Annotated in this window: 11 protein-coding genes; 3 read left to right on the forward strand and 8 right to left on the reverse strand. The window is 59.7% G+C overall.

From position 1 onward, the window contains the following. Positions 1 to 3498: N,N-dimethylformamidase beta subunit family domain-containing protein (locus CO655_RS25445; RefSeq protein ID WP_097667320.1), on the reverse strand; the 3498-nt coding region annotated here is incomplete at its 3' end. A gap of 568 nt (positions 3499 to 4066) precedes the next feature. Between CO655_RS25445 and CO655_RS25450 the strand changes: the two genes are divergently transcribed. Together CO655_RS25450 and CO655_RS25455 are read left to right on the forward strand one after the other, a co-directional pair. Further along, positions 4067 to 5383, forward strand: a complete 1317-nt coding sequence (locus CO655_RS25450) for an exopolysaccharide biosynthesis protein (RefSeq protein ID WP_097607496.1) — start codon at positions 4067 to 4069, stop codon at positions 5381 to 5383. A gap of 79 nt (positions 5384 to 5462) precedes the next feature. Then, the gene (locus CO655_RS25455) at positions 5463 to 6971 is read left to right on the forward strand and encodes an O-antigen translocase (RefSeq protein ID WP_097667284.1); all 1509 of its coding nucleotides are present in this window, start codon (positions 5463 to 5465) and stop codon (positions 6969 to 6971) included. A 72-nt stretch (positions 6972 to 7043) separates the two neighbouring features. On the opposite strand, the gene CO655_RS25460 is transcribed toward CO655_RS25455, so the two are convergent. Genes CO655_RS25460 through CO655_RS25485 form a run of 6 tightly spaced genes read right to left on the reverse strand, consistent with a single transcriptional unit; the run spans position 7044 to position 12578 of the window. Further along, a complete protein-coding gene (locus CO655_RS25460; protein WP_097667285.1) occupies positions 7044 to 8261 on the reverse strand; it encodes a DegT/DnrJ/EryC1/StrS family aminotransferase in 1218 nt (405 codons plus the stop codon). Next, complete coding sequence (locus CO655_RS25465; protein WP_064685170.1) at positions 8258 to 9232, reverse strand: NAD-dependent epimerase/dehydratase family protein; 975 nt, start codon at positions 9230 to 9232, stop codon at positions 8258 to 8260. The genes CO655_RS25460 and CO655_RS25465 overlap by 4 nt, the downstream gene beginning before the upstream one ends. Then, complete coding sequence (locus tag CO655_RS25470) at positions 9229 to 9948, reverse strand: acyltransferase (RefSeq protein WP_097607499.1); 720 nt, start codon at positions 9946 to 9948, stop codon at positions 9229 to 9231. The genes CO655_RS25465 and CO655_RS25470 overlap by 4 nt, the downstream gene beginning before the upstream one ends. Then, positions 9938 to 11041, reverse strand: a complete 1104-nt coding sequence (locus tag CO655_RS25475; protein ID WP_010029995.1) for a DegT/DnrJ/EryC1/StrS family aminotransferase — start codon at positions 11039 to 11041, stop codon at positions 9938 to 9940. The genes CO655_RS25470 and CO655_RS25475 overlap by 11 nt, the downstream gene beginning before the upstream one ends. Then, positions 11038 to 12075, reverse strand: coding sequence for a Gfo/Idh/MocA family oxidoreductase (locus CO655_RS25480; protein ID WP_064685173.1), 1038 nt, complete (start codon positions 12073 to 12075; stop codon positions 11038 to 11040). Before CO655_RS25480 ends, CO655_RS25475 begins: the two co-directional genes overlap by 4 nt. Further along, positions 12072 to 12578, reverse strand: coding sequence for an acyltransferase (locus CO655_RS25485; protein ID WP_010028549.1), 507 nt, complete (start codon positions 12576 to 12578; stop codon positions 12072 to 12074). Before CO655_RS25485 ends, CO655_RS25480 begins: the two co-directional genes overlap by 4 nt. A gap of 556 nt (positions 12579 to 13134) precedes the next feature. Between CO655_RS25485 and CO655_RS25490 the strand changes: the two genes are divergently transcribed. Next, positions 13135 to 13911 (forward strand): response regulator transcription factor, encoded by a 777-nt coding sequence (locus CO655_RS25490; protein WP_097607500.1) that lies wholly within the window; start codon positions 13135 to 13137, stop codon positions 13909 to 13911. A gap of 110 nt (positions 13912 to 14021) precedes the next feature. Here the strand turns inward: CO655_RS25490 and CO655_RS25495 are convergent, their stop codons facing one another. Continuing rightward, positions 14022 to 15014 carry a glycosyltransferase gene (locus CO655_RS25495; protein ID WP_097667286.1) on the reverse strand — a complete coding sequence of 331 codons (993 nt, stop codon included), beginning with the start codon at positions 15012 to 15014 and terminating at the stop codon, positions 14022 to 14024. Positions 15015 to 15020: the final 6 nt, after the last annotated feature.

The raw sequence follows: 15020 nt of genomic DNA on the forward strand, positions 1-15020 counted from the left end.
GCCGAGCGTGCCCGACGTCGCACCGAAGACCACCGCCGTGACCGTCTTGGTATCACCGGAATCCGGATCGGTGTCATTGGTCAGCACGTTGCCGCTCGCAACCACACCGCCCGAACCATTGGCCACCCCGCCCTTCTCCGTCGCGTTCCCCGCATCGGCAACCGCCGTCGGCGCCCTGTTCGAGCTCGGCGTCGTGAACATCACATCGACCCAATAGTTTGTCGACTGGAAGGTGCTCGAGGGGAACAGGCTGTTGTTGCCATAGCGGTAGACGCCGTTGCCGCTGGCCGGCGCCGTCAACGGACCGCTGGTCACATTTGAGGTGAAGTAGTTGGTGGTCGTCGAATAGTGACCGGTATTCGTGTGGTAAGATGCAGTGTAGGTTTGTCCGGCCGTCAGTGACACCGGACTGGTGAAATAGGCAGTCTGCCAGCCGCTGGTGGTCTCGTTCGTGAAGGTGAGGGTCGCAAGCCGCGTGCCGGTGCTCGACCATAATGAACCGGTATGCGTGCCGGTATCCTGGTCGCCCTTGTAGAAGCGAATGCCGGTAACGGTGCCTGCCACGGAGGTCTGGAATTTGACGCCGAGTTCGACGGCTGAGCTATCGTTGGTGTTGACGACCGCCGGCGTCGCCGAACCGAAGAGCGACGTGTAATTCGGCCCGCTGACGGTGACCGTGCGTCCCGCCGAAGGCGTTTCGAGATTGATGCTGTCGTCGACGGCCCGCGAGCGGATCGTATAGCTGCCTGCCACTTGTGGCGACCAACTATAAGTCCAGTTCTCATCGCCTGTCGCCGGATGCCAGCTCGCCCCGTTGTCGGTCGAAACCTCGACACCGGCGATGACACCGCCGCCCGTGTCAGCCGCGGTACCCGAAATCGTGACGGTGGTTCCAACAGCCGCCGTGGCGGGCACCGTAATGACGGAGGTCGGCGCAACATTATCCGTGGAACCGGTTGAGGCGACGAGCCCGGATTGCAGTGTTCCCGGCTGAATGCCCATATCGGCAAGCAGATTGACCATTGCCTGCTGTACGCGCGGGTCCGTCGGCGTCGCCTGGAGGTCGTGATTGTCGCTCAGGCCCCAGGCCCAGTAGACGGTGCCGGCGCCGAACACCAGCGCGCCGCTCGGAGCGCGATAGAGTGTCAGATTATGGGTCGAGACGCCATTGCCGGTCGTGTTTCCGTAATCGAGCAAATAGGTGCTGACCGGAACCGTCGTCGATGACAGCTTTACGAGGCCGGCTGGATCGAAGCCGTTATCGACCGCTTCGTCCCACTCGTAACCAAGATAGTTCTTGGTGAGCGTCGCCGTCTGGCCGGGCTGAAGGTTGGCGACGCTCGTATTGCGCCAGAAACGCAGATTGGCGTCGTCATAGGGAATAGTAATCGCCTGAAGATTGTTGCCGACATCGTCGACCTTGAACAACTGCCCGGTCAGTGAGTTTTCCGGGTTTCCGCCGCCGATCGCAGGTGGGCTAAGACGCGGATCGCGGAAGGTGCCTGTCCATTCGTTGGAAGGGTCGATGCTGGCGCTGGGCGACCATGTCTCCTTGTAGGAGATCAGCGTGCGATAGGGCGTGGCGTCGGCGCTATAGGCATTGCCCCAGCGGGTGCGCCAATAGACCTCGTTGCCACTCCAGAACTGCAGGTTGACGCCCGCGTCGCGTGCGGCCTCGACATTGGCGCGTTGCTGGCCGGACCAATATTCGTCGTGCCCGGCATCGATATAGGTCTTGTGATTGAGCAACAGGCTGCCATAACGGTCGGCGTCGACACCGGACATGTACGAAACATCGTAGCCGTTCTGCTCCAGCCAGTAGATGCCCGCATATTCGGCGCCGAACAGATAGTCCTGCGGACCGGCAAAAGTGCCGACCCCGCCGCGGGTGGCAATCGGTCTGTTGTAGCTGACCGCATAAGCGCGACCAGCACCCTGCCCCGTCGCCGGCCCGTTGCCGCCATAGAAGTTTGCGCCGCCCCAACCGTTGTAGGCCTGCCAGGTTTGGTCGGCGGTCTGGAAGACGATGTCGCTTTGGCTGCTGTCGTCACGCACGATGAACGGGATATGATTTGAGCCGGAGGTGCCATCCTGACGCACGAGCTTGGCGATATAGACGCCCGAGACGGCATCCTCAGGTACGGTCCACGACGCCGAAACAGCCCAGTTCCCCGCGTCCACCGTGCCCGTGGTGGCATTGCGCAACGGATTAGGCTGGGTCTGCAAACCGGTGTGCTGCATGGTCGCGACCTTGCGGGCCCCCATGCCGCCATAATAGCCGAGCCGGTAGATATCGATCCGGTAGTTGGTGGAATTCGTGTTGATCTTGAAGCTGATCGTCTTGCCGTTGTCGACGCTGATATCGGTCGCAAACCCTTCGATGTTGGAGCTACCGGCACCGACGATGCCCCACTCGCTTTCCGGATTACCCTGCTTCTGATTTTCCAGGACGATCGCGTTGCTGGCCGCAGCTGCCGCGGCTGCCTGATTTTGTGTCGTCAGCGACCGCTGCGTCGTCGGTGACGTCGTCACCGAGCCGGAAAGGATGCCGACACCCTTCGTGGTGGTGCCCTTTCCGGTCTCACCGCCGCCCGGCAAGGATCCGTTCAAGGCCGTTGTTTCCGTCCAACTTGCCGTTCCGCGCCAGCCCGAGAGGGGCGACAGGTTTCGATCGAGAAGCGGGTCGCTGATCGAGGCGGCAATGGCCCGCTTGGCCGTCGACACAAAGTCCGGCCCTACGGTCAGCTTGGTTCCCGGCAATTGCCCGTCCTGTTGGAGCATGGCGCCGCCATGCGCCCAATCGAGAATTCGCGTGGGGGACGTAAAGTAGCCGCACCCGCACACGCCAAAGGGCATGCCGAACGCCAGTGAATTTGCTCCAGCATGCTGGGCGCTCGCCTGCGCTGACGGGCTCGATTCGAGAATGACGACGTTGCCCGACTGCGCACGCTCGCCCGCCACCGAAGCAGACTCGTGCCCCGAGCCTGTCGGTGCGGGGTTTTGCGGCAGATACGGAGCCAGAGGATCATCGCCGATGAGGTTCATTCCAGCGTAGGCGTGATAAGGCGGCGATTGATATCCGAATGCAACCCCGTTCGCCTTCACGTTGAAGCCTGCAAAACCCGGCGCATGGGCGAACAACCGCGACGCAACCGTGTCGCCTTCCCGGTCCCCCGTCTCGCCATTTGCTGCGAAAGCGTTGAACAAGGCCGGCAGTGGGTGAGCGATACTCTCCTGACCGTCCGGATCGGCGATCACGCCCGTCCGATGTTCAGCGTCGTGCTCGTTGAGCGCCGGCTTATCGTTGGGATCGTCGACGAGCGTGCCATCATACTTGTTTCCATCCGCTGTTTGCGAGGATGCCGCAAGTTGCGCGCTATCCGCGCGCCTGTCGGCAGGCTTGCGCGGCTTTCCCTTTTCGCCGGCTGCCAACCACCGAGGAATCAACGAATCCACCAGAAGTGAGCGCGACGTCCACCGACGAGCGTTGCGATACATGGCCGGCACCTCTCGCGTGATTAACGGGACCGAATCTATAAGAATCGTTCGGCATGCGGCCCTGAATTGTAGTCGAAAAACACCCGGGTATGTCCTACGCCTTTCGCTCTACTGGCGGCATCCTTTGGGCAAACGGCCTCGCTTCCCGCTGAGGCGCTGGATCAGAGGCACCAGGGCGAAGTTCAGCGCGCCCTGTGCAGGCTCGAAGCCGCGGCAGTGGCGACGCCGCCGGTCATCATCCGGCAAAAACGACGATCCGAGCAGAAAGGCGCTGCCGGCAAGGTTGCGGCTCCTCAAAGCGAGCCCGCCTATTCCTGCGTGCAGAACCTGTTGATTTTCCCCGGTCTATAGCTTCGCGTCGCGCCGAGGATATATGTTTCTACCCAATTTAGCCTGAAGCACCTCCCCACCTCATCAATATTGATGTGGCAAAGCAAACGACCTCCACCTTCCTCAAGGCTTCGCCAGACTGCACACTGGCGATGCAGCGTCGGACTTCGCGTCCGGCGCTCGAACAGCGTTCAGGCATCGTATCAGCGTCCGTGTAAGAATGTTTTGCAGGCGAGCCATGTATATCAATCTTTCGCACCGCACCCCGCGCGCGTTCTTTCGCGCGACGTTCGTCATCAGTGCACTCGTCTTTCTTGCCGGAGCTGTACCGCCAGCTCTCGCCGACAGCTCCCCCTTGACTCCACAAACGAAGATCCGCCTGACGGTCGTGCAATGGATACCGTCCAAGGGCCAGTTTGAACGATGGGATGGGATTGGCGGCGAATATACGGTTTCGGATGCAGGCATAGTCTCCCTGCCCTTTCTAGGGTCGCTGGCGGTTGGAAATCTGGACAATGAGGGCCTCACCAACGAGATCGGCAAGCGCCTTCAGGCGAAGATGGGTCTGGCCCAGGCACCTGCCGTGACTATCGATATCCTCAACTATCCCTCCATTTACGTCGTCGGAGACGTGATGGCGCCGGGAGAATACAAGTTTCACTCCGGCTTGAGCGTCCTGCAATCGCTCGCCATGAGCGGCGGCCCGTTGCGGGCTGCGGCGCAGCAGCAATCGGAGACGATCAAGCTTGCCGGCGATCTGCGCGAAATCGACCACGCGCTGCTGCGCAGTGCGGCAAAGCTCGCGCGGCTGCAAGCGGAGATGACCGGCGCCAAGGAGATCGTCTTCGATCAACCGCCCGCTGCCGACCGGCAATATGCCGAGAGTATCTACCAGGAGGAGCGGGTCATTTTTCAGGCCCGTGCAAGCGCGCTGGACAAACAGTCGGTGGCCCTCGTCGAATTGCGCAATCTCTTGAACGCGGAAATCGAGACGCTGGAAGAAAAGCTGAAAGGCTCGGACGACAACATCCAGTCGGTCGAGGACCAGCTGACGAGCGTGAGGACGCTGGTCCAGAAGGGCCTGACGATCACCTCACGCCAGATGGATCTGGAACGATTGCTGACCACCTATCGCTCCGACCGGCTCGACCTCGTCACCGCCATCATGCGGGGTCGCCAGGCGATCAATGAGACGACGCGCAATCTCGAGGGACTTTCCGACAATCGCCGCAGCGACAACGCTTCCGAGGTGCAGGCGGAGAAGGCCAATCTCGATCAGCTCAAACTGAAGCGCGACACCACGCAACAACTGCTTCTCGAAGAAGTGTCGAACGGCGCGAGCGTAATGAACCGCAGCGACGAACTGCCGTTGACGTTCAGCGTCAGCCGGCGCCACAAGGGTGAGGTCAATCAGTTCCCGGCCTCCGAAACGACGGAACTGGCGCCGGGCGACGTGGTCAGGGTCACCCGGGCCCGCTTCGCCGATGCACCATCCAAAGACGACGCTGCGCTGCCTGTTCAGACAGAGGCGCATGTCAGTCAGGCAAGCCGGTGAACAGCGAAAAGCATGTGCTGCAATCGAGCCCGCGGCGGGCGATTGAACGTCGGCCCGGGGTAAACGGCTGGGGCTTTCGATGACGTTGAGGATGATCCCGCCCAGCAGCCCGACCTACACCCAGATCCTCAAATCGACGATGCTGATGGGTGGCTCTTCCCTCGTCAACGTTGCGCTCGGCATTATCAGAAACAAAGCCATGGCTGTCATGCTTGGGCCGGAAGGCGTGGGACTGATGGGCCTTTACGGGTCGATCCTCGATATCGCCCAGGCGATTGCCGGGCTCGGCGTCGGCAGCAGCGGTGTGCGCCAGATTGCCGAAGCTGCAGGCACCGATGACGCGGAAAGGATCGCACGATCGGCAACAGTGCTGAGACGCATATCGATGGTGCTCGGACTGCTCGGTGCGCTGCTTCTCGCCGCCCTGGCATTTCCCGTCTCGAATTTCACCTTCGGCGACTACCAGCATGCCGGCGGCATTGCACTGCTGTCACTGGCAATCTTCTTTCGGCTGGTCTCTGCAGGGCAGACAGCACTGATCCAGGGCCTGCGGGGCATTGCCGATCTTGCCCGTATCAACGTGCTCGCCGGGCTTCTCGGCACGGCCGTGAGCATCCCGCTGATCTATCTGTTCGGCCTACAGGCGATCGCTCCGTCCCTCGTGGTGATTGCGGCGGCTTCAATCCTTCCGACCTGGTGGTACAGCCGGCGGATCTCACCGCATCCCGCGCCAATGCCCACGCGCCAGTTCGGCCGGGAAGTGTCTGCACTGCTCAGGCTCGGATTCGTCTTCATGGCGAGCGGGCTCCTGACCTTCGGTGCGGCTTATGCCGTCCGCCTCATCGTGCTGAAGGAGGGCGGCGTCATGGCGGCTGGATTGTACCAGGCGGCGTGGGGCCTCGGCGGTCTCTATGCCGGCTTCATCCTGCAGGCGATGGGGACGGATTTTTATCCGCGCCTGACCGCGGCAGCCGACAACAATGCCGAATGCAATCGGCTGGTCAATGAACAGGCGGAAATCAGCATGCTGCTCGCTGGCCCCGGCCTGCTCGGAACGCTGACGCTCGCGCCGCTCATGATGAACCTGTTCTATTCGGCAGATTTTCATGGCGCAGTCGATCTTCTGCGCTGGATCTGCCTTGGCATGATGCTGCGGATTATTTCCTGGCCGATGGGTTTCATCGTCGTTGCCAAGCATACCCAGGCGATTTTCTTCTGGACGGAAGTTGCAGCGGCGGTCGTGCATGTCGGGCTTGCCTGGCTCTTGGTATCGCTGCTCGGCACCCAAGGGGCCGGCATGGCGTTTTTCGGCCTTTATGTCTGGCACAGCATCCTGATCTACGTGATCGTGCGGACACTGACCGGTTTTCGCTGGTCCGCCGCCAATCGCAGACACGCGCTGCTTTTCCTGCCCGCATCGGGACTGGTGTTCCTGATGTTCTCGATCGTGCCGCTCTGGCCGGCGACGATGATCGGCTTCGTCGCCGTCATTATCTGCGGGCTCTATTCGCTGCGTATGCTGATCGACCTGCTCCCGCCGGAGTCCGTGCCGGCAATCATCCGCGCCTGGATCACGAAATCCGCATAACGAGCAATGCGCGCATCCGCAGATACGCGCATTGTTGGTTATGCAGATTTATCGTGTCGGGCAAATGCCGGTTCAGGCGACTGCGACATCCATGGCACGTTGATCGCCGGCGGCTCCGACGGTCGCTTCCGCAAGGGCTGCGCGAAGTGCCTCAACAACCCGGTCCATGTCAGACACCGTCATCTGGGCGTAAAGCGGTAGGATAATCGTTTGCTGCTGCGCAGATGTGCTTCGCGTCAGGCTCGTGGCAGCGCGGTGGGTGCGCTCACCGGAATAGGCTCCCTCCAGGTGAATGTTCATCACACCACGCCGGGTCGAGATGCCCTGGTCGAGCAGGCTCTGCATGACGGCCCGCTGGTCGACCGTGTCGGACAACCTCACGCAGAAGCTCTGCCAGTTGCTTCGAGCCCAGCCCGGCTCGGCCGGCAGTGAAAGCCCTGAAATCGTCGAAAGACGTTCGCAATATTGCTCAGCAAGCAGCCGGCGCTGGGCAACCAACTCCGGCAGCCGCCGCAGCTGCTCGCGTCCGACGGCGGCCTGAAGGTCGGTCATCCGGTAATTGTAGCCCAGCTCGTCATAATCCTCGAAAATCACCTGCTTCGAGCCGTGGCGGACGGCATCGGTGACGCTCATGCCATGCTGGCGCCACAGCCGGAATTTCCGGTCATATTCGGCATTGGCCGTGGTCAACATGCCGCCATCGCCCGTCGTGACGACCTTTCTCGGGTGGAAGGAGAAGCAGGCAATGTCGCCATGCGGCTTGCCGATCTTTTCCCAGCGGCCGTCCCAAAGGATTTCGCTTCCCGTCGCGCAGGCCGCATCTTCGATGACCGGGACCCCGTGGCGCTTGCCGATCTCGACGACAGGCCGCAGATCACAAGGCATCCCAAGCTGATGCACACACAGGATTGCCTTGGTGCGGGGCGTGATGGCCGTTTCGATCAGGCTGGGATCGATGTTGTAGCCATCGGCCTCGATGTCGACAAATACAGGCACCGCATTGCAATATCGAATGGCGTTCGCGGTTGCGATAAACGAATGGCTGACCGTGATGACCTCGTCGCCGGCGCTTACGCCGACCGCCATCAGGGCCAAATGCAGCGCAGTCGTGCAGTTGGATACGGCACAGGCGTGTGCCGCGCCGACAAAGGCTGAGAATTCACGCTCGAAAGCGGCGACTTCCGGCCCCTGGGTCACCCATCCCGATAGAATAACGCGGCGCGCAGCCTCAGCCTCTTCCTCTCCGAGCACGGGTTTGGCGACGGGGATTGTGGATAATGACGGGCTCATGCAGCTTGACCTCCGGCCGCAGCAGTCTTCGACTGCCACCACGCGACAAGGTCACGAAGCCCCTGCTCCATCGAGATTTCCGCCTTGAAGCCCAGAAGCCTTTCGGCCTTGCTGATATCAGCAAGACGACGGGTTACGCCATTGACCGCGCGCGCCTCTTTGTGTTGCGGCTCGAGTGAGGATCCCATGATGTCACTCAACATCTGCGCGAGTTGCAGCAGGCTTATTTCCCGACCGCTCGCGACGTTGAACACCTCGTCGGTAACGTCACTCTTTGCCGCCAGCAGGTTTGCCCGGGCGATGTCGCGTGCATCGACGAAGTCCATCGTTTGGCTGCCGTCGCCATAGACAAGCGGCGGCATTCCGGCTGCTAGGCGTTCCATCCAGCGGATCAGCACTTCGGTGTAGGCGCCGTAAACGTCCATTCGTGGCCCGTAGACGTTGAAATAGCGCAGCGCGACATAGCGTAGGCCATACATGTCCGCGAAGCTGCGCAGCAATCCCTCGTTGAAGGTCTTTGCCGCGCCGTAGATCGTCCGGTTATTGTAGGGATGATGTTCTTCGGTCGTCGGAAAGCTTTCGGCAAGCCCCAGCACGGAGGCGGAAGAGGCCGCGACGACCTTCGAAACACCCGCCTTGACGGCAGCTTCGAGAACATTGAACGTTCCTTCGGCCAGGACTTCGAAAGCCAGTCGTGGCTCTTCGGCGCATTGGGTTATGCGGATGGCCGCCTGATGAAAGACGATATCGACGCCGTCGAAGGCTTTCGCCAGCAGTGCCCTGTCGCGGATATCTCCGTCGATGATGTTAAGGGGCGCGCTGCCTATTGCCGAGCTGAGATTGTCCCGGCGCCCGCGGACGAAATTGTCGAGGATGATGATCTCGCGAGGTTTTTCCAATGCGACAAGATCGGCAATATGCGAACCGATCAGACCGGCACCGCCGGTAATGAGCACCCGTTTATTTCTCATGATCTTTCCTCACGCGACATGTTCGTCATCGGATCATTCTCCGAACGCCAACGAATAAATTTTGCAGGCACTCCCGCGACAACCGAGAAGGGCTCGACGTCCGAGACGACGACTGCTCCCGCTCCAACGATCGCCCCCTTCCCGATCGTCACGCCGGGAAGGATGGTCGCATTCGTTCCGATATCGGCCTCTGCGCCGATGCGGACCGGCCTGATTTCAAGATCCGTGCGAATGATCGGGACATCCACCGGCAGTGCCGTGTGGGTCGATCCCAGCACCTTGGCGCCAGGTCCCCAGCCGACGGAATCCTCGATCACGAGATCGCGGGCGTCGAAATAGGCCATCGGGCCGATCCAGACATTGTTGCCGATCCTGCAGGTTCCGTCGAAGCGTCCCTGGATATAGGCCTGGGCGCCGATGAATACGCCATCACCGATTTCGAATGTTTCCGGATGTTTGAAACCGGCGCCGCCAGCAACCTGCAATCCGGTGCCGCAGCTCCGCGCGATCGCCTGCCAGATTGCCTTTCGCATTAGGGTGTCGACAGGGCCGTCCCCGGTCGCAAAACGACCGTAGAGTTCGATCAGGCCGGCGCGCCCATATGATTGCCTGAGCTCTTCGACAAGCCCCGCTTGATAAGCCGGATCTGCCGGCCGCTCATGGCGACCGTGGACCGCCTGCACGATCCGGGCCCCGCCTGCATGACTAGCTGACATAGGCATACTCCAGGGCGGCCGCGACCTGGTCGATATGCCGCGATGGCATCTCGGGATAGATCGGCAAGGAGAGCACCTCGCGTGCCGCGGCTTCCGAGACGGGGAAATCGCCGGCCCGGTAACCAAGATCGGCATGAGCCTTCTGCAGATGAACGGGAATGGGGTAGTGTAATCCCGAGGGTATGCCCTCGGCGCTGAGCATACGCTGGAGTCCCTCGCGATCGGCGCTCCTGACGGCATAGACGTGGTAGACGTGACGCCGGTCGGCGGTTTCGGCGGGTAGCTTCAAATGCGCCAATCCGGCCAGCAGCGACGAATAACGGCGCGCATGAGCGCGGCGCGCCTCCGTCCAGTCCTCCAGGTGCCGGAGCTTCACGCGCAGGATGGCTCCTTGAATGGCGTCCATGCGATAGTTGAACCCCTTCAGAAGATGGTGATAGCGCTGTTCCTGACCCCAGTCGCGCAGCATACGCATCGTCTTGGCGTGGTCGTCGTTATCGGTGACCACCAGGCCTCCCTCGCCGCAGGCGCCGAGGTTCTTGCCCGGATAGAAGCTGAAACATCCCGATACGCCGATGCTGCCGGCACGCCGGCCCTTATATAGCGCTCCATGGGCCTGGCAGGCGTCTTCGATGACGGGGATGCCGTGGCGATCGGCAATCGCCTTGATCGCGTCCATATCGGCCATCTGACCGTAGAGGTGGACGGGGATGATGGCCTTGGTCCGCGAGGTTATCTTCGCCTCGATCTCAGCCGGATCCATTGTGAGCGTCACGGGCTCGACATCGACGAACACCGGCCGTGCGCCTGCGTAGCAGATTGCCGACACGGTCGCGACGAAGGTGAAGGGCACCGTGATGACTTCGTCGCCGGGGCCGATGCCTGCGGCAAGCAGAGCGAGATGCAGCGCGCTCGTCCCGGTGTTGACGGCTATTGCATGCTTGACGTCGCAATAGTCGGCGAATTCCTGCTCGAAGCGCAGAACCTCTTCGCCCAGCACGTATTGCCCGGAGGCGAGAACGCCAAGCACGGCGGCGTCGATCTCACCCTTGATCGATTGATATTGTGCCTTGATGTCGAGGAACGGGATCATGCAATAAGCCTCGCCTCTTCGAGCTCGATGATGCGACCGCGCTGAGCGAGCGACCGGCTTGCGGCTTCCAGGATGCGGACGACACGCAGGCCTGCCTGGCCATCCGTGATCGGCCGCGAATTCTGCTCGATGCAATCGACGAACTGATCCAGTTCGCGTTTCAACGCCTCTGTCATATCGAGCTTCGGCGCCCACATGTCGCCGCTGCGGTATCCCACCAGCATCTGATGGACCTTCTCGCCATATGCATCAGAGTTGGGGCACATGGTGATGCCCTTGTCGTAGACCTTGATCTTCTCGCTGGGCTCCAGATCGTCATAGACGATCATCTTATTGCTGCCGCCGATCAGCGTGCGGCGCACCTTGACGGGCGCCAGCCAATTGACGTGGATGTGGGCGATGAGCTTGCTTTCGAAGAAGAGCGTCAGATAGGCGATGTTCTCCGGTTCGCCGAGGACATGGCTCATTCCCGTCGCGGAAACCGCGACCGGCCTTTCCTGCAGGACATGGTCCAGGATGGACAGGTCGTGCACGGCGAGATCCCAGATGACGCTCACATCATGCTGGAACAGCCCCAGATTAACGCGAACCGAGTCATAGTAATACATGTCGCCCAAGCCGCTTTCGACCAGTTCGCGCATTTTGCGGACGGCGCCGGTGTGGACGAAGGTATGATCGACGGCGAGCACGAGGCGTCGCCGCGCTGCTTCTTCGACCATTCGCGAGGCTTCCTCCGTCGTCGATGCCATCGGCTTTTCGACGAAGACATGCTTTCCGGCCATCATAGCCTGCATTGCCAGCTTGAAATGGGTGGAGACCGGCGTCGCGATGGCGATCGCATCCACTCTCGGATCGCGCAGGACTTCTTCGAATTTGTCGGTGATCGTCACTGCTGGATAGCGGCTCTTCACCGCCGCCAGCCGTTCGACATTGAGATCGCAGACTGAAATGAGCTGTGCGCCGCCCGCCTCTGAAATATTGCGAACCAGGTTCGGGCCCCAATAGCCATATCCAACAACAGCAATGCCGATCATCGCATTCCTCCAAACGCTTGCATGTTTACTGACCGGTCATGCACGTGACCGGTGATCCTGGCCGGAACGCCGGCAACTATTGCGCCGTCAGGCACGTCCTTCGTCACAACAGCGCCGGCGCCGACTTGGGCGGCCTCTCCGATGGTCACGCCAGGCAGAATGGTGGCGTTGCTGCCGATCGACGCGTGGCGCTTGACCAGCGTGGGAATGACGACCCAGTCGGCTTCGGTCTGCAGGCTGCCGTCCGCATTGACGGCACGCGGGTAAGTGTCATTGGTGAACATCACGCCGTGGCCGATAAAAACGCCGTCCTCCAGCGTCACGCCTTCGCAGAGGAAGGAATGGCTGGAGATTTTGCAGTCTTTTCCGACGGTGACGTTCTTCTGGATTTCAACGAAGGTGCCGATGCGCGTTCCCGCGCCAATCGTGCAGCCGTAGAGATTCACAAGATCTCGATGGTGAATAACGCAGCTGTCATCCAGCTTGACGTTCGATGCAATCATCCCGGCTCGTCCCCTACTCAAACAGGCCCTGATCTGGAAACCGGTCACAATCGTATGAATGCGCAAGATTTCATTTCAACAGAGCAAATATTTCTCTGCCTCCAAAGAGAATTGTTTTCGCCCTCTTAGTAAAGAAACAATACGTCGAAGCTTATTCACCAAAAGGCGTATATGCTTACGAAAATCGGATGACGAGGATCGCGAACGTCTATGGCCATCGCTCGACAGCAGCGGCCGTCCGCCAGTGGCCGATCCTGCCCCTACATCAAACACGGGGCATTGATTGGCTATGTTTGGCGAGCTTCATTGAATATATATAGTAATGTCACAAACCGACATGCAAATTGCTTAGAAATATATTGATAAGTTTCAAAAGTTGATCTATTGATAGCCAATCATGGAACAAAGGTGCAGGCGTAACCACTATTAATTAGTGTGACAACCCCAGAACTGTGGTAATAAATTAGCACTTTTGTTAACCAAACTCTCCTTTCTGCGAGGGGAGTTAAATGTTCGACTTTGTGTACGCGTGGAAAAAGACTAGGAGGATAAGGCGTTGGATTCAATAAACATAAACCATAGGCAGGAAAATATAACACTTCCCCTAGAAATAGAAAACGGTTCGGCGGTGCTTGTCCGACCGGGCAGTCCGAAGCACTCCCTTGTCATTCTCGACAGGAGGGAACTTGATCGGCATTGCCTTGCCCAATGCATGGCCGCCCACACGGAAGACTTCCAGATTCTGGCGTTCGGATCGATTGAGGAGTGGAAGCAGAAGCGCGAAGAATATCCTCCGCTTTCGGCAATCCTCTTGAATGTCGGCGGCAAGATGGTAGACGAGCCTGCCGTTTCGGAGCAGATCAAGAGCCTTTCCTCCGAATTTGTCTCGACGCCGGTCATCATACTGTCTGATAGTGACGATTTCGCCCAGATCGTCAGGGCGATCGACTGCGGAGCCAAAGGCTACATACCGGCCTCCGTCAGCATTAGCGTTTGCATGGAACTGATCGCGCTATCGGTAGCAGGTGGACTTTTTGTGCCCGCAAGCGCGCTGTTCGCCATGCGTCACCTGCTGCAGTCGAGCAGCTCGACAGCCCAGCCGCTGGCTGGGATCTTCACAGATCGTCAGGCCGAAGTCGTCGCAGCCCTGCGGCGCGGCAAGGCGAACAAGATCATTGCCTATGAGCTCAATCTGCGAGAAAGCACCGTCAAGGTGCATGTCCGCAACATCATGAAAAAGGTCAAGGCAACCAACAGGACGGAAGTTGTGTTCAAGCTCAACGACTTGTTCCAGGATGGTATGTCTGGCATGAGCGCAAAGACGTTATGCTGATACCAACAGCAGGGAATATCTTCGTAACTTGCAAGCTGTTACTGCCCAACTCACCCGGTGACGCGCATGCGTCACCGGGTTTTGTGTTTCAGGGACCCGTTGATCTCTGCTCATCCTGTGACTCGTCGCCCGATAGAATTCAAGGCGCACCAATACTTCGGCCCGATGGCCCGCTTGCAGACCAACTTGACCCAGGGCAATGAATTTCTGACTTCGGGGCAAACCTCGAGAGCAAAGCGTTGAATAGCCACGGCTGTGGCGACATCGAAATTGTTGAATGCCAGGCCAGCCTGCCGAAGCGCCTGTTTTCCGAGATCTCTGGCAAGAAAACGTCTTAATTTCTCATCTTGCCTGAGGCTATCGGCGCCTTGGCGAAACAGAATATCAAAAGCCTGTTGTCTTTGCCGGAGATCGGGAAGGATAGTTTGTCCATAGTATTGTAGCGACATGTTTGAAGCATGTCTGCGGTACACTGCTTGATCTTTGTTGATGTAACCCACTCCGGCATGTGATGCGAGCCGCAGCCACATCTCCATGTCACCGGCATGCGGCAGTTCCTTATTATAGCCGCCGACCTGTTTTTGCAGCGTCGTTCTTACGACGGCGGTCGGTGTCGGCACCAGGTTGTTGGCTCCGCTCAACCGCATGAATTGCGGACCGGAAAAGACCTGCGTCGCGGGCACGCCGTGGGAGCCGAGAGGATCGACGCGCTTGGTTATGGCGCCACTCGGCTCGGCAATGAGGGCGTTGCCGAACGTAAACCCGACATCCGGATGATCGCGCATCAGTTCCGAAGCGCGGCCGAGCGCACCGGGCAAGAGATAGTCGTCCGCGGAGAGAAGCAGGAATAAATCGCCGCCTGCCCACTCGATTCCCTCATTGTAGGTGGCGATGTGGCCCTTGTTTGCCGCGTGCCGCCGATAGGTGACCCGGCTGTCCCGGGATGCCAGAGCCATTCCGACTTCCGGCGTATTGTCTGGCGAGCAGTCATCCAGAATAAGTACCCGCACATCGACGCCCGCTTGCGTAAGAACACTTTCAACACATTCCTCTAGGAAATGAGCGTAGTTGTAGCAGGGAATGACGACATCAACGCGTTGCACGCTTGT

The organism is Rhizobium sp. M1, assembly GCF_002531805.1.
Lineage (GTDB): Bacteria > Pseudomonadota > Alphaproteobacteria > Rhizobiales > Rhizobiaceae > Rhizobium > Rhizobium etli_C.